The organism is Pseudomonas sp. 11/12A, assembly GCF_000800055.1.
Classification (GTDB): domain Bacteria; phylum Pseudomonadota; class Gammaproteobacteria; order Pseudomonadales; family Pseudomonadaceae; genus Aquipseudomonas; species Aquipseudomonas mohnii.
Window position 1 is genome coordinate 79,441 of sequence record NZ_JUGV01000001.1, and the last position, 14,413, is coordinate 93,853.

The 14,413-nt window shown below is 58.0% G+C and carries 15 protein-coding genes; 13 read left to right on the forward strand and 2 right to left on the reverse strand.

Features of this window, described 5'->3' with window-relative positions:
* Positions 1-167 precede the first annotated feature (167 nt).
* The 5 genes from GQ39_RS00350 (at position 168) to ispD (ending at position 5,247) form a co-directional block, all read left to right on the forward strand.
* A complete protein-coding gene (locus tag GQ39_RS00350) occupies positions 168-1,799 on the forward strand; it encodes a CTP synthase (protein WP_047526333.1) in 1,632 nt (543 codons plus the stop codon).
* A gap of 5 nt (positions 1,800-1,804) precedes the next feature.
* Positions 1,805-2,650 carry a 3-deoxy-8-phosphooctulonate synthase gene (gene kdsA, locus GQ39_RS00355; RefSeq protein WP_047526334.1) on the forward strand — a complete coding sequence of 282 codons (846 nt, stop codon included), beginning with the start codon at positions 1,805-1,807 and terminating at the stop codon, positions 2,648-2,650.
* A 156-nt stretch (positions 2,651-2,806) separates the two neighbouring features.
* Entirely contained in the window at positions 2,807-4,096 is a 1,290-nt protein-coding gene (gene eno / locus GQ39_RS00360) for a phosphopyruvate hydratase (protein WP_047526335.1), read from the forward strand.
* A 168-nt stretch (positions 4,097-4,264) separates the two neighbouring features.
* Complete coding sequence (gene ftsB, locus GQ39_RS00365) at positions 4,265-4,543, forward strand: cell division protein FtsB (RefSeq protein WP_047526337.1); 279 nt, start codon at positions 4,265-4,267, stop codon at positions 4,541-4,543.
* Complete coding sequence (gene ispD / locus GQ39_RS00370; protein ID WP_047526338.1) at positions 4,540-5,247, forward strand: 2-C-methyl-D-erythritol 4-phosphate cytidylyltransferase; 708 nt, start codon at positions 4,540-4,542, stop codon at positions 5,245-5,247. Before ftsB ends, ispD begins: the two co-directional genes overlap by 4 nt.
* 7 nt (positions 5,248-5,254) lie before the next feature.
* On the opposite strand, the gene GQ39_RS00375 is transcribed toward ispD, so the two are convergent.
* Complete coding sequence (locus GQ39_RS00375; RefSeq protein ID WP_047526339.1) at positions 5,255-6,151, reverse strand: LysR substrate-binding domain-containing protein; 897 nt, start codon at positions 6,149-6,151, stop codon at positions 5,255-5,257.
* Between the two features lie 107 nt (positions 6,152-6,258).
* On the opposite strand from GQ39_RS00375, the gene GQ39_RS00380 reads away from it, so the two are divergent.
* The 8 genes from GQ39_RS00380 (at position 6,259) to rpoS (ending at position 13,471) form a co-directional block, all read left to right on the forward strand.
* Entirely contained in the window at positions 6,259-7,371 is a 1,113-nt protein-coding gene (locus GQ39_RS00380; RefSeq protein ID WP_047526341.1) for an S-(hydroxymethyl)glutathione dehydrogenase/class III alcohol dehydrogenase, read from the forward strand.
* 85 nt (positions 7,372-7,456) lie between these two features.
* Positions 7,457-8,308 carry an S-formylglutathione hydrolase gene (gene fghA, locus GQ39_RS00385; protein WP_161793948.1) on the forward strand — a complete coding sequence of 284 codons (852 nt, stop codon included), beginning with the start codon at positions 7,457-7,459 and terminating at the stop codon, positions 8,306-8,308.
* A 43-nt stretch (positions 8,309-8,351) separates the two neighbouring features.
* Positions 8,352-8,825 (forward strand): 2-C-methyl-D-erythritol 2,4-cyclodiphosphate synthase, encoded by a 474-nt coding sequence (gene ispF, locus GQ39_RS00390; protein WP_047526344.1) that lies wholly within the window; start codon positions 8,352-8,354, stop codon positions 8,823-8,825.
* Positions 8,822-9,880: a tRNA pseudouridine(13) synthase TruD gene (gene truD / locus GQ39_RS00395; protein ID WP_047526345.1), complete on the forward strand. Its 1,059-nt coding sequence runs from the start codon at positions 8,822-8,824 to the stop codon at positions 9,878-9,880. Before ispF ends, truD begins: the two co-directional genes overlap by 4 nt.
* Complete coding sequence (surE, locus tag GQ39_RS00400; RefSeq protein WP_047526347.1) at positions 9,868-10,617, forward strand: 5'/3'-nucleotidase SurE; 750 nt, start codon at positions 9,868-9,870, stop codon at positions 10,615-10,617. Before truD ends, surE begins: the two co-directional genes overlap by 13 nt.
* 41 nt (positions 10,618-10,658) lie before the next feature.
* Positions 10,659-11,294 carry a protein-L-isoaspartate(D-aspartate) O-methyltransferase gene (locus tag GQ39_RS00405; protein WP_177329343.1) on the forward strand — a complete coding sequence of 212 codons (636 nt, stop codon included), beginning with the start codon at positions 10,659-10,661 and terminating at the stop codon, positions 11,292-11,294.
* A gap of 211 nt (positions 11,295-11,505) precedes the next feature.
* Positions 11,506-12,360, forward strand: coding sequence for a peptidoglycan DD-metalloendopeptidase family protein (locus GQ39_RS00410; protein WP_047526350.1), 855 nt, complete (start codon positions 11,506-11,508; stop codon positions 12,358-12,360).
* A gap of 103 nt (positions 12,361-12,463) precedes the next feature.
* On the forward strand, positions 12,464-13,471 hold the full coding sequence (gene rpoS / locus GQ39_RS00415) for an RNA polymerase sigma factor RpoS (protein ID WP_047526351.1): 1,008 nt from the start codon (positions 12,464-12,466) through the stop codon (positions 13,469-13,471).
* A 480-nt stretch (positions 13,472-13,951) separates the two neighbouring features.
* Here rpoS and fdxA read toward each other — a convergent pair whose 3' ends face one another.
* Positions 13,952-14,275, reverse strand: a complete 324-nt coding sequence (fdxA, locus tag GQ39_RS00420; protein ID WP_007908827.1) for a ferredoxin FdxA — start codon at positions 14,273-14,275, stop codon at positions 13,952-13,954.
* Positions 14,276-14,413 lie beyond the last annotated feature (138 nt).

The window sequence follows — 14,413 nt, forward strand, 5'->3', positions numbered from 1 at the left end:
AAAATGTGTAGCGAGCAACGTACCGGTGTTTCATCTTCCGGTCTGTCCCAACGCGGCGGTTTTTTTGAAAGGTGCACTGTGATTAATGCAGGTGATCGGGGGCTTCGGCCTTCCTTCGCTTTCCCCGGCGGCTCGGACCGCTTTAACGCAGACTTCTAGGGTTTTTCATGACGCGCTACATATTCGTCACGGGCGGTGTTGTTTCTTCATTGGGGAAAGGCATTGCATCGGCATCATTGGCGGCCATCCTGGAGGCGCGGGGACTTAAGGTCACCATGCTGAAGCTGGACCCGTACATCAACGTCGACCCGGGCACCATGAGCCCGTTCCAGCACGGTGAGGTGTTCGTCACCCACGACGGCGCCGAGACCGACCTGGACCTGGGCCATTACGAGCGGTTCATCCGCACGACCATGACCCAGAATAACAACTTCACCACTGGACGCGTTTACGAACACGTGCTGCGCAAAGAGCGCCGTGGTGACTACCTGGGGGCGACCATCCAGGTCATCCCGCACATCACCGACGAAATCAAGCGCCGCATCATCAAGGGCGCCGGCGATGCCGACGTGGCGATGGTCGAGATTGGCGGCACCGTGGGTGACATCGAATCCCAACCGTTCCTCGAAGCCATCCGCCAGTTGCGTTTCGAAGTCGGCGCCAAGCGCGCGATGCTGATGCACCTGACGCTGGTGCCGTACATCGCCACTGCCGGCGAAACCAAAACCAAGCCAACCCAGCACTCGGTCAAGGAGCTGCGCTCCATCGGCCTGCAACCTGACGTGCTGGTTTGCCGTTCCGATCATCCGATCGATCTGTCTTCCCGTCGCAAGATCGCGCAATTCACCAACGTTGAAGAGCGTGCGGTGATCGCGCTGGAAGACGCCGACACCATCTACAAGATCCCGGGCATTCTGCACTCCCAGGGTCTGGACGATTTCGTCGTCGAGCGTTTCGGCCTGCAATGCGGCGGCGCCGATCTGTCCGAGTGGGACGCCGTGGTTGACGCCAAGCTGAACCCGGAGCACGAAGTCACCATCGCGATGGTCGGCAAGTACATGGAGCTGCTGGACGCCTACAAATCGCTGATCGAAGCGATGAGTCATGCCGGCATCAGCAACCGTACCAAGGTCAACCTGCGCTACATCGATTCCGAAGACATCGAAAACCAGGGCACCGCGCTGCTCGAAGGTGTCGACGCAATCCTGGTGCCGGGTGGTTTCGGCCTGCGTGGCGTGGAAGGCAAGATCACTGCCGTTCAATACGCTCGCGAAAACAAAGTGCCATACCTGGGTATCTGCCTGGGCATGCAGGTGGCCGTGATCGAGTTCGCTCGTAACGTCATGGGCTGGAAAGACGCCAACTCCACCGAATTCGATCGCGCCAGCGGCCACCCGGTCGTGGGCCTGATCACCGAGTGGGAAGATGCCACCGGTGCCGTCGAAATCCGTACCGAAGCGTCCGATCTGGGCGGCACCATGCGCCTCGGCGCGCAAGACTGCCTACTGGAACCGGGTTCCCTGGTTCACGATTGCTACGGCAAGGACGTGATCGTCGAGCGTCACCGTCACCGCTATGAAGTGAACAACAACCTGCTGCCGCAAATCATCGAAGCCGGCCTGAAAATCTCCGGTCGTTCCGGTGATGGCGCGCTGGTCGAGGTGGTTGAAGCACCGGATCATCCGTGGTTCGTCGCCTGCCAGTTCCACCCTGAGTTCACCTCGACACCTCGCGACGGTCACCCGTTGTTCAGTGGTTTCGTCAAGGCCGCCTTGGCTCAACACCAGAAGAAGGCTTGAACCTTATGGCGCAGAAGATCATCCGTGTAGGTGATATCGAGATTGCCAACGACAAGCCAATGGTGCTGTTCGGTGGCATGAACGTGCTGGAAAGCCGCGACATGGCGATGCAGGTCTGCGAAGAATACGTGAAGGTTACCGAGAAACTCGGTATCCCTTACGTGTTCAAGGCCAGTTTCGACAAGGCTAACCGCTCCTCCGTGACCTCTTACCGAGGCCCCGGCCTGGAAGAGGGCATGCGGATTTTCCAGGACATCAAGCAGGCCTTTGGCGTGCCGGTCATCACCGATGTCCATGAGCCGGATCAGGCCGCGGTCGTTGCTGAAGTTTGCGACATCATTCAGCTGCCGGCCTTCCTGTCGCGCCAGACCGACCTGGTGGTCGCGATGGCCAAGACCGGTGCCGTGATCAACATCAAGAAAGCTCAATTCCTCGCGCCTCAGGAAATGAAACACATCCTGAACAAGTGCGTGGAGGCCGGTAATGATCAGTTGATCCTCTGCGAGCGCGGTTCGAGTTTTGGCTACAACAACCTGGTCGTCGACATGCTCGGCTTCGGCATCATGAAGCAGTTCGAATATCCGGTGTTCTTCGACGTAACCCACGCCCTGCAGATGCCGGGTGGTCGCGCCGATTCCGCCGGTGGTCGTCGCGCCCAAGTCACCGATCTGGCCAAGGCAGGCATGAGTCAGTCCCTGGCTGGCCTGTTCCTGGAAGCCCACCCGGACCCGGACAACGCCAAGTGCGACGGCCCTTGCGCCCTGCGTCTGGATAAACTGGAGCCATTCCTGGCCCAGCTCAAGGCGCTGGACGAATTGGTGAAGAGTTTTCCGACGGTAGAAACCGCGTAATCCTCAATTCTCCGGTAAAGTACCGCACGATTTAACGCTCAGGCCCTCGGGTCTGAGCTTTATCGTCTGCAAGTCTGCCCGCTGCACATCGCTTGCCGACGATCAAAGATTTCCTACAGCTGCGTCGTTTTCGTCAACTTTGGAGTGTTTACAACAATGGCTAAAATCGTCGACATCAAAGGTCGTGAAGTTCTCGACTCCCGTGGCAATCCCACCGTGGAAGCGGATGTGCTTCTCGACAACGGCATCATCGGCAGCGCCTGCGCGCCGTCCGGTGCTTCCACTGGCTCGCGTGAAGCGCTCGAGCTGCGTGATGGCGACAAGAGCCGTTACCTGGGCAAGGGCGTACTCAAGGCCGTTGCCAACATCAACGGTCCGATCCGTGACCTGTTGAAAGGCACTGACCCAAGCGACCAGAAAGCGCTGGATCTGGCGATGATCAAGCTCGACGGTACTGAAAACAAGGCAACCCTGGGCGCCAACGCGATCCTCGCCGTTTCCCTGGCCGCCGCCAAGGCAGCTGCACAGGACCAGGATCTGCCGCTGTACGCTCACATCGCCAACCTGAACGGCACCCCGGGTGTCTACTCGATGCCGGTCCCGATGATGAACATCATCAACGGTGGCGAGCACGCCGACAACAACGTCGACATCCAGGAATTCATGGTTCAGCCAGTTGGCGCCAAGACTTTCTCGGAAGGTCTGCGCATGGGCACCGAGATTTTCCATCACCTCAAAGCCGTGCTGAAAGCCCGTGGCCTGAGCACTGCGGTCGGTGACGAAGGTGGTTTCGCGCCTAACCTGGCTTCCAACGAAGACGCTTTGAAAGTGATCTCCGAAGCCGTGGCCAATGCCGGTTACAAGCTGGGCACCGATGTGACCCTGGCCCTGGACTGCGCGGCCAGCGAATTCTACGAAGACGGTAAATACAACCTGTCCGGCGAAGGCCAGGTCTTCACCGCTGAAGGTTTCGCTGATTACCTCAAAGGTCTGACCGAGCGTTACCCAATCATCTCCATCGAAGACGGCCTGGACGAGTCCGACTGGGCTGGCTGGAAAATCCTCACCGACAAGATCGGCGAGAAGACCCAACTGGTAGGCGACGACCTGTTCGTGACCAACACCAAGATCCTGAAAGAAGGCATCGACAAGAAGATCGCCAACTCGATCCTGATCAAGTTCAACCAGATCGGCACCCTGACCGAAACCCTGGAAGCCATCCAGATGGCCAAGGCCGCTGGTTACACCGCGGTGATCTCGCACCGTTCCGGCGAAACTGAAGATTCGACCATTGCCGACCTGGCTGTGGGCACCTCGGTTGGCCAGATCAAGACCGGCTCCCTGTGCCGTTCCGATCGCGTTTCCAAGTACAACCAACTGCTGCGTATCGAAGAGCAGTTGAACGGCAAAGCCAAGTACAACGGCCGCAGCGAATTCCGCGGCTAATCGCTACAAAAAAAAGACACCGGATTGTGTCGGAAAAATCGCTACGGCGACGTTTTTAGCACTAATCTGATGCCTTATTAGCACAAGCCTGGTTCATCCAGGCTTCGTGCTATCAGTAGCTTCATGTTTTGGTATGGCTGTCTTTTTTCACTGGATACCTGATATTCGATGCGCAGTCCCAATTGGTTGTTCCTCGTCTTGCTCCTGCTGCTGGCTGGCCTGCAGTACCGCCTGTGGGTGGGTAATGGCAGCCTGGCGCAAGTGGCCGAACTGACTCAGCAGATCGCGGATCAGCACGCTGAGAACGAGTCTTTGCTGGAGCGCAATCGGGTGATGGACGCTGAAGTCAGCGAGTTGAAAAAGGGCATGGAGACCGTTGAAGAGCGGGCTCGCCATGAGCTGGGCATGGTCAAGGACGGTGAAACCCTTTACCAGTTGGCACAATGAATTTGTCTCTACCGGCCTTCTGGGCCGTGATTCCTGCCGCGGGCGTCGGTGCCCGTATGGCCGCGGACCGTCCCAAGCAATACTTGCAATTGGGCGGGCGCACTATTCTCGAACACAGCCTCGGCTGTTTCCTTGATCACCCATCTCTTAAGGGATTGGTGGTCAGTCTTGCGGTTGACGATCCTTATTGGCCGAACCTGGCGTGTGCTTCCGATCGGCGCATTCAACGCGTTGATGGCGGTGCTGAACGTTCCGGATCGGTACTCAATGCGCTGTTGCATTTGCATGCGTTGGGTGCGGATGACGAGGATTGGGTGTTGGTGCACGATGCCGCACGGCCCAATCTGAGTCGCGATGATCTGGACAAGTTGCTGGGCGATCTGGCGGATGATCCGGTGGGTGGACTGCTGGCGGTGCCGGCACGGGATACCTTGAAGCGGGTCGACAAGCAGGGTCGTGTGGTTGAAACCGTGGATCGCAGCGTGATCTGGCAAGCCTATACGCCGCAAATGTTCCGTCTTGGCGCATTGCATCGCGCGCTGGCGGACAGCCTGGTGGCCGACGCCATCATCACCGACGAAGCTTCGGCCATGGAGTGGGCGGGGATGGCGCCGCGCCTGATCGAAGGGCGCGCCGATAACCTCAAGGTCACGCGCCCCGAAGATCTGGAATGGTTGCGTCAGCGCTGGGCTAACCGAGGCTAGACGATCCCTAACCCCGGTATTCGGGTCTTTCCGCCAATCCTTCCTTCAGATAATCGACCAGTTTGCGCACCTTGGGCGACAGATGCCGTTGCTGTGGATAAAGCGCCCACACGGCCGTATTCGGCGGCTGATGCGCCTCCAATAGCGAAATCAGTGCACCGCTTTTCAGATGTTCCAGCACGTAATAATCCGGCAGCTGGCATAACCCTACGCCCTGAAGTGCCGCATCCAGCACCGCTTGCCCACTGTTGCAACGCCAGTTTCCCTGGACTCGTTGGGAAAATTCCCGCCCGTTCTGTTCGAGTTGCCAGAGATCGGAACTGCCGATCAGGCAATTGTGACGGCTCAACTCCGACAAACTGTGGGGCCGGCCATAGCGCTCCAGGTAGGAAGGTGACGCGCAAAGAAACATGCGTCGTGGTGCGAGGCGGGTGGCGACCAGTCGCGAGTCCTGCAGGCGACCCAGGCGGATGGCCAGGTCCAGGCCTTCATGCACCAGATCGAGTTGCCGGTTGCTCAGTTCGATGTCGATCCGCAGTTGCGGATAGAGCCCCATGAATCTCGTCACCAGCGGCACGATAAAGCGTTCCCCGTATGCCACGGCGCAGGTCATGCGCAGCATGCCCTTGGGTTCGCTGGTCAAGTCGCCGACCGCGCGCAACGCCTCCTCACGACCGTCCTGTAAACGCTGGCAATGCTGCAAAAAAGTTTGCCCGGCTTCGGTCAGTGCGACCCGGCGCGTACTGCGATAAAGCAATCGGGTTTGCAGGCGTTCTTCCAGGCGTACAATTTGTCGACTGATGTGGGAGGAAGAAACCCCCAGGCGTTCGGCGGCAGCGGTGAACTGACTGCATTCGGCGACCGCGACAAATTCGTCGATTCCTTCCCAGCGATTGTCGGACATCCCGGATTATCCCTGTGTGGCAATAATGTTTTGCTTTTGTCTGGATTATTCACCGTAAGGCGCTGTAATACACTCCCTGACTCGTTTTTATTCACTGGAGAATCACCATGATCAAGTCGCGCGCTGCCGTTGCCTTCGAGGCCAAGAAACCTCTGGAGATCGTTGAAGTCGATGTCGCCATGCCCAAGGCCGGTGAAGTGCTGCTGCGTGTGGTGGCGTCCGGTGTTTGCCATACCGATGCCTACACCCTGTCCGGTGCCGACCCGGAAGGTATCTTTCCGTCGATCCTCGGTCATGAAGGTGGTGCGATTGTCGAGGCGATCGGCGAAGGCGTGACCTCCGTTGCCGTCGGTGACCATGTGATCCCGCTGTACACCCCGGAATGCCGTCAGTGCAAATTCTGTCTGTCGGGCAAAACCAATCTCTGCCAGGCGATTCGCGCGACTCAGGGCAAAGGCCTGATGCCGGATGGCACTTCGCGTTTTTCCTACAAGGGCGAAACGATTTTCCACTACATGGGCACTTCGACCTTCTCCGAGTACACCGTGCTGCCGGAAATCTCCGTCGCCAAGATCGCTAAAGAAGCACCACTGGAAAAAGTCTGCCTGCTGGGTTGCGGTGTCACCACCGGCATCGGCGCAGTCCTCAATACTGCCAAGGTGAAACCCGGTGATACCGTGGCCATTTTCGGCCTTGGCGGCATCGGCCTGTCGGCTGTCATCGGCGCAGTCAAAGCCAAGGCTGCTCGTATCATCGCCATCGACATCAACCCGGCCAAATTCGAGATCGCCAAACAGCTGGGTGCAACCGACTGCGTGAACCCGAAAGACTTCGACCGTCCGATCCAGGAAGTCATCGTCGACATGACCGATGGTGGCGTCGACTTCTCCTTCGAATGCATCGGCAATGTCCAATTGATGCGTGCCGCACTGGAGTGCTGCCACAAGGGTTGGGGCGAGTCGGTCATCATCGGTGTCGCCGGTGCCGGTCAGGAAATCTCCACCCGTCCGTTCCAGTTGGTCACCGGTCGCGTCTGGCGCGGTTCGGCGTTCGGTGGCGTACGCGGTCGTACCGAATTGCCAAGCTACGTGGAAATGGCTGAAACCGGCGAAATCCCGTTGGACACTTTCATCACCCACACCATGGGCCTGGAAGATATCAACAAGGCTTTCGACCTGATGCATGAAGGAAAAAGCATCCGCACCGTCATCCATTTCTAAGAAGCGGCAGCAAGCTGCAAGCCATAAGCTGCAAGAGAGCGCGCCTCGACTTGCAGCTACAAGCTTGCGGCTTGCTGCTGGGAGGATTCCCATGAGTTTGGAAAATATTTCCTGCCAGAAAAGCTTCGGCGGCTGGCACAAGCGTTATCGGCATCGCTCCGACGTGCTCGGCTGCGACATGGTGTTTGCCGTGTACCTGCCGCCGCAGGCGGAGCAGGGTGGCCAACTGCCGGTGCTGTATTGGCTGTCCGGCCTGACCTGCACCGACGAGAACTTCATGCAGAAGGCCGGCGCGATGCGCATGGCGGCCGAGCTGGGTTTGATCATCGTTGCACCGGACACCAGTCCCCGTGGTCCGGACGTACCGGGCGATCCGGACGGCGCCTGGGACTTCGGTCTCGGCGCCGGGTTTTATCTGAATGCCACGCAGGAACCGTGGTCGCGCCACTATCGGATGCATGACTATGTCGTGCAGGAATTGCCGGCGTTGGTCGAAGCCCATTTCCCGGCGTCCGACAAACGTGGCATTAGCGGTCACTCCATGGGCGGGCACGGTGCGTTGGTCTGTGCCTTGCGCAATCCTGGGCGCTATCTCTCGGTGTCAGCGTTTTCGCCGATCAACAATCCGATGGACTGCCCTTGGGGCCAGAAAGCATTTTCCCGATACCTCGGGGAAGATCGCTCGAAATGGCGCGAGTGGGATGCCTGCGCATTGATTGCCGAGGCCGACGAGAAGCTGCCGCTGCTGGTAGACCAAGGAGATCGCGATGATTTTCTGGCCACCCAGCTCAAGCCGGAAGCCTTGCAGCAGGCGACCAAACTGGCGGGTCATCCGCTGACCTTGCGTCTGCAACCCGGCTATGACCACAGCTATTTCTTCATCGCCAGTTTCATCGATGATCACTTGCGGCATCACGCGCATGCTCTAGGTGCCTAATGCAGGTAGAATCACGCCCTGACAAAATTCGGGGCGTTTTTTTATGCGTATTGGCCACGGCTATGATGTGCACCGTTTCGCTGAAGGCGATTTCATCACTCTGGGCGGCGTGCGTATTGCACATGGCTTCGGGCTGCTCGCTCACTCCGACGGTGACGTCCTGCTGCACGCCTTGAGCGATGCCTTGCTCGGCGCGGCTGCGCTGGGCGACATCGGCAAACATTTCCCGGACACCGACCCGCAATTCAAGGGCACCGACAGCCGTGGGCTGTTGCGTCATGTCGTCGCATTGATCCACGCCAAGGGCTGGAAAGTCGGCAACGTCGATAACACCATTGTCGCCCAAGCGCCAAAAATGGCCCCGCATATCGAATCGATGCGCGCACTGATTGCCGCGGATCTTCAAGTTGAGTTGGATCAAGTGAACGTTAAAGCTACCACTACCGAAAAGCTTGGCTTTGTCGGTCGCGAAGAAGGCATTGCGGTGCACTCCGTTGCCTTGTTGCTGCGCGCATGAACGAACTGCAATTGCTCGGCCCGCGGGCCTATGGTGAAGCCCTCGGCACTGCAGTCCTGAAAGCCATCGCGGAAGATTTTCAGGTCGACGAAGTCCTTGATATTCCGCTGAGCGGTGACGGTGAACACCTGTGGATCTGGGTGGAAAAACGCGGTCTGAACACTGAAGAAGCGGCGCGGCGAATCGCCAAGGCAGCCGGCGTTTCATTGCGCACTGTCAGTTATGCCGGGCTCAAGGATCGCCAGGCGCTGACCCGCCAGTGGTTCAGCGTTCAACTGCCGGGCAAGGCCGATCCGGATCTGTCGGCGGCAGAAAACGACACGCTGAAAATCCTCAAGACCAGTCGGCACAAGCGCAAGCTGCAACGCGGCGCCCACTCGGCCAATGGCTTTACTTTGCGCCTGACGCAGTTCGCCGGCGACAAGGCCGCCATTGAAGAGCGCCTGCAGTTGATCGCCCAACAAGGCATCCCCAACTATTTCGGGGCGCAGCGCTTCGGGCACGACGGCGGCAATGTGGTCGATGCCCGCGCCTGGGCTGCGCGCAGGGCGTTGCCGGAGCAGCGCAACGTTCGTTCGCGCCTGCTTTCCACAGCCCGTAGCTTTCTGTTCAACCAGGTGTTGGCAGCCCGTGTTGCCGATGGCACCTGGCAGCGCGCCCAAGTGGGTGACTTGCTGGCATTCACCGATAGCCGCAGCTTCTTTCCGGCCGGTGAGGCCGAGTGCAGCGACCCTCGTCTGGCGATTCTCGATCTGCATCCGACCGGCCCGCAGTGGGGTGAAGGTGACTCGCCGGCCACGGGCGCTGTCCATGAATTGGAGCAGGCAATCGCCGCACGCGAAGCCGACCTTCGCGATTGGTTGATTAACGCCGGAATGAGCCACGAACGTCGCATCCTGCGACTGCCCATAGCCGGGTTGACGTGGCATTATCCCGAGCCTGACATTCTGCAACTGGAATTCGTCCTGCCGGCCGGATGCTTCGCCACTGTATTGGTGCGCGAACTTGTTGATCTGGTGCCGGTGGGGCAGACGGACAGCCCATGCGTATTCTGATTTCTAACGACGATGGGGTAGCCGCACCCGGTCTCGCCGCGCTTTATGCTGCGCTGGCGGATTACACCGAATGTGTGGTTATCGCCCCGGACCAGGACAAAAGCGGCGCCAGCAGCTCGCTGACGCTCGACCGTCCGTTGCACCCACAGACGCTGGCCAATGGCTTTATCAGCGTTAACGGCACACCGACCGATTGTGTGCACTTGGGCCTGAACGGCTTGCTGGAACGTGAAGCGGACATGGTGGTTTCCGGGATCAACCTGGGCGCCAATCTGGGGGACGATGTCCTGTATTCCGGAACCGTGGCGGCGGCGCTCGAAGGGCGTTTCCTGGCGCGTCCTTCATTCGCCTTTTCGTTGGTTTCACGACAAGTCGAGAACCTTCCTACGGCGGCGTACTTTGCGCGCAAACTGGTCGAAGCCCACGCTGAGCTCGATCTTCCTCCGCGTACGGTATTGAACGTGAATATTCCGAATTTGCCGCTGGATCACATACGCGGCATCCAGTTGACCCGTCTGGGCCATCGCGCTCGCGCGGCGGCACCGATGCAGGTGGTCGATCCGCGAGGCAAGGCCGGGTACTGGATCGCGGCTGCCGGAGATGCCGAGGACGGTGGCCCGGGCACTGATTTCCATGCGGTCATGCAGGGCTATGTGTCCATTACTCCGCTGCAACTGGATCGCACCTTCAATGACGCCTTTAGAAGTCTCGATGGCTGGCTGGAGGGGCTGCGCTGATGTCTCGTGAGCACGACGATATGCTGCGGCGCGGCATCGGGATGACGTCGCAACGGACCCGTGAACGGCTTATCCAGCGTTTGTATGAGGAGGGGTTGTCGAACGCCAGGGTGCTGGAAGTCATCCGCCGTACACCGCGTCACCTGTTCGTCGACGAAGCGCTGGCGCACCGTGCTTATGAAGACACGGCGCTGCCGATTGGACATAACCAGACCATTTCCCAGCCTTATATGGTGGCGCGCATGAGCGAGCTGCTGCTGGAAGCAGGTCCGTTGGACAAAGTGCTGGAAATCGGCACGGGGTCGGGTTATCAGACGGCCGTTTTGTCGCAACTGGTCGAGCGAGTGTTTTCCGTCGAGCGCATCAAGGTGCTGCAGGACCGGGCCAAGGAGCGCCTGGTCGAATTGAACCTGCGCAATGTGGTGTTTCGCTGGGGCGATGGCTGGGAGGGTTGGCCGGCGCTGGCGCCCTACAACGGTATTATCGTGACCGCCGTGGCGACCGATGTGCCTCAGGCACTGCTCGATCAACTGGCGCCGGGAGGGCGTCTGGTGATCCCGGTCGGGTCGGGCGAGGTTCAACAATTGATGCTGATCATCAGGGAAGAACAGGGCTTTTCCAGACGTGTTCTGGGATCGGTTCGCTTCGTTCCGTTGCTCAACGGACCACTGGCCTGATCATTTGTTTCAGCGTTCTGAATTCTCTTCGATTGCCTTTGTCTTACAGCGGCGTCGATCGGTTAAACGGGTTGTTTTGTCTAGCAGCAAACGTGTGCGCGAAGCCATTTCGCTTCATTAAAGGTAAAGCGTGCACGGCCCGTTATACTTGCGACATTTCATGCCGGACCACGGCAAATCATATTTTCAGCCACCACAAAGGGAGCGGCGGGTGAGTCTCACAGTCATTGCGCAGCGTATGGGTACAACGAGCTTTCAGCGCCTGGTGACTGGCCTTGTCTTGAGCACCTTGCTGGTCGGTTGTTCCAGCAACAAATCCAGCGATGTACGCGTGGTCGATCGCAACAATGCCGTCGCCCAGCGTCCGGCGGTAACGACGGGGCAGTATGTCGTCCGCCCCAAGGACACGCTGTTTTCCATTGCCTTTCGTTACGGCTGGGACTACAAGGCCCTGGCGGCACGAAACAACATTGCTGAGCCCTATACGATCCATCCGGGTCAGACGATTCGCTTCGACGGGCGTAGTGATTCAACGTCGACGACGGTCAGTTCGTCGAATTCAACGCCTTCGTCCTCGAGTAAAACCACGGTTTTCCGTCGTCCGGTAAACGGTTCGACCAGCACTGCGACTGCGGTTGTACCGTCCGTCGCCAACAAGCCAGCACCCGCTCCGATGCCTCCTGCCGGTCCGGCCCCGACCGGCTGGGGATGGCCATCTAATGGCATTTTAATTGGAAAATTCTCTTCAAACGGTAGTTTGAATAAAGGAATTGATATCGCCGGGGATTTGGGACAGCCTGTTTTAGCTGCGTCTGATGGGACGGTGGTATACGCCGGGAGTGGCTTAAGGGGCTACGGCGAATTAGTGATCATCAAACACAGCGAAACCTACGTCAGTGCCTACGGACATAACCGCAGGCTGTTGGTTCGGGAGGGGCAGCAGGTCAAGGTCGGACAGACAATTGCCGAAATGGGGTCAACGGGTACGGACCGGGTGAAACTGCATTTTGAGATTCGCCGTCAAGGTAAACCTGTAGATCCGCTGCAATTCCTGCCACGCCGTTGATCGCTTACCAGCCTGTTCCATCGTAGAGGGGACAGGCTCCAGCGTTGCCAAGGATAAAGGCGCCGCTTGAGCTTGAGGTCGAACTCACCAAAGGACTATAACAATGGCTCTCAGTAAAGAAGTGCCGGAGTTTGACATCGACGATGAGGTTCTCCTGATGGAGACCGGCATCGGTGCGGATTCGATGTCGAATGATGAAGGGGCGGCTCCACCTTCCGTTCGTGCCAAATCCAAACACTCCACTTCGCTAAAGCAACACAAGTACATTGACTACACGCGGGCGCTCGATGCCACGCAGCTGTACCTCAATGAAATCGGTTTTTCCCCGCTGTTGTCCCCTGAAGAAGAAGTGCATTTTGCGCGCCTGTCGCAAAGTGGCGATCCGGCCGGGCGCAAGCGCATGATTGAAAGTAACTTGCGACTGGTGGTGAAAATCGCCCGACGTTACGTCAATCGTGGTCTGTCGCTGCTTGATCTGATCGAAGAGGGCAACCTGGGGTTGATCCGGGCGGTGGAGAAGTTTGATCCTGAACGTGGCTTCCGCTTCTCGACCTACGCGACCTGGTGGATTCGTCAAACCATCGAACGCGCGATCATGAATCAGACCCGGACCATCCGGTTGCCGATCCATGTGGTCAAAGAGCTCAACGTGTACCTGCGGGCCGCACGGGAGCTGACGCAAAAACTCGACCATGAACCCTCACCTGAAGAAATCGCCAATCTGCTGGAAAAACCGGTAGGCGAGGTCAAGCGCATGCTCGGCCTGAACGAGCGAGTTTCCTCAGTCGACGTCTCGCTGGGCCCGGATTCGGATAAAACCCTGCTGGATACCCTTACCGATGATCGCCCAACCGATCCATGCGAGTTGTTGCAGGATGACGACCTGTCCCAGAGCATTGATCAATGGCTTTCCGAGTTGACCGATAAGCAACGCGAAGTGGTAGTTCGTCGCTTCGGCCTGCGAGGTCATGAGAGCAGCACCCTTGAAGACGTAGGCCTGGAAATTGGCCTCACCCGGGAACGGGTCAGACAAATTCAGGTTGAAGGCCTGAAGCGTCTTCGGGAGATCCTGGAGAAAAATGGCTTGTCTAGCGAGTCGCTGTTTCAGTAACAGCCTTGTGTAGCAGCTAACAAAAAGCCCCGACTGGTTCGGGGCTTTTTGTTGCCATGGAAAAATAATCTAAGCGCAGGGTGCTCATCTGGTTCGTAGTCTCGCGTTGTAAGTCTTCGCTTACTCTTTCGTAAGTGTTCGTTATTTTTACAGGGTGATAGTTGCTCAGAATTTCAGGCGAGAATTTTATCTAACTGAAAAATAAGTAAATTTTTATACATTTACGGCGTGTGACAAGCGGTTGGGGAGCCAGGCCCCGATTGCTCTTGCCACGGAACGCTCTAGTATTCGGGTTGTGTCGACGGACAGACACACCCTTCAAGGACGAAGGGAAGGGACATCGCAGGAAGCGATTCATCAGGACGATGAAAAGGAACACAGGGAATAGGGAAAAAAAGCGGGCGGGTCAAACCGCCCCTTTTTTTGCCCATGAAAAAGCAAAAAGGCCCGCAAGGGGCCTTTTCGTGAGCGCGGGTAAAATCAGCGTTCGAGATCTTTGATCTTGCCTTTGACACCATCCCACTCTTCGGCATCGGGCAACGATTCTTTCTTTTCGGTGATGTTGGGCCAGATTTCAGCCAGCTCAACGTTGAGCTGAATGAACTCCTGCATCTCCTCCGGGACTTCATCTTCGGAGAAGATGGCCACGGCAGGGCATTCTGGTTCGCACAGTGCGCAGTCGATGCACTCATCCGGGTGAATCACCAGGAAATTCGGGCCTTCGTAAAAGCAGTCCACCGGACACACTTCTACGCAGTCGGTGTACTTGCACTTGATGCAGTTGTCGGTGACGACGAAGGTCATTTCTAATTTTCTCCTCAGGCGCGGCTTGCTGCGCCCCTTCACGTGGGGGTCGCAAGGTTCGGGAGCGATAGTCTGCAGGCCAGGCTATAGCCAGCAGCATCCCAAACCGCGCGAGATTCTAACAGCTTGCAAGCCTAT

What these genes read in the sequence shown, in the direction of transcription:
- GQ39_RS00405 (WP_177329343.1), top strand. Translation starts at nt 10,659, where the DNA reads ATGACGTCGCAACGGACCCGTGAACGGCTTATCCAGCGTTTGTATGAG.
- fdxA (WP_007908827.1), bottom strand. Translation starts at nt 14,275, where the DNA reads ATGACCTTCGTCGTCACCGACAACTGCATCAAGTGCAAGTACACCGAC.
- GQ39_RS00375 (WP_047526339.1), bottom strand. Translation starts at nt 6,151, where the DNA reads ATGTCCGACAATCGCTGGGAAGGAATCGACGAATTTGTCGCGGTCGCC.
- ispF (WP_047526344.1), top strand. Translation starts at nt 8,352, where the DNA reads ATGCGTATTGGCCACGGCTATGATGTGCACCGTTTCGCTGAAGGCGAT.
- ftsB (WP_047526337.1), top strand. Translation starts at nt 4,265, where the DNA reads ATGCGCAGTCCCAATTGGTTGTTCCTCGTCTTGCTCCTGCTGCTGGCT.
- ispD (WP_047526338.1), top strand. Translation starts at nt 4,540, where the DNA reads ATGAATTTGTCTCTACCGGCCTTCTGGGCCGTGATTCCTGCCGCGGGC.
- kdsA (WP_047526334.1), top strand. Translation starts at nt 1,805, where the DNA reads ATGGCGCAGAAGATCATCCGTGTAGGTGATATCGAGATTGCCAACGAC.
- GQ39_RS00380 (WP_047526341.1), top strand. Translation starts at nt 6,259, where the DNA reads ATGATCAAGTCGCGCGCTGCCGTTGCCTTCGAGGCCAAGAAACCTCTG.
- eno (WP_047526335.1), top strand. Translation starts at nt 2,807, where the DNA reads ATGGCTAAAATCGTCGACATCAAAGGTCGTGAAGTTCTCGACTCCCGT.
- rpoS (WP_047526351.1), top strand. Translation starts at nt 12,464, where the DNA reads ATGGCTCTCAGTAAAGAAGTGCCGGAGTTTGACATCGACGATGAGGTT.
- GQ39_RS00350 (WP_047526333.1), top strand. Translation starts at nt 168, where the DNA reads ATGACGCGCTACATATTCGTCACGGGCGGTGTTGTTTCTTCATTGGGG.
- surE (WP_047526347.1), top strand. Translation starts at nt 9,868, where the DNA reads ATGCGTATTCTGATTTCTAACGACGATGGGGTAGCCGCACCCGGTCTC.
- truD (WP_047526345.1), top strand. Translation starts at nt 8,822, where the DNA reads ATGAACGAACTGCAATTGCTCGGCCCGCGGGCCTATGGTGAAGCCCTC.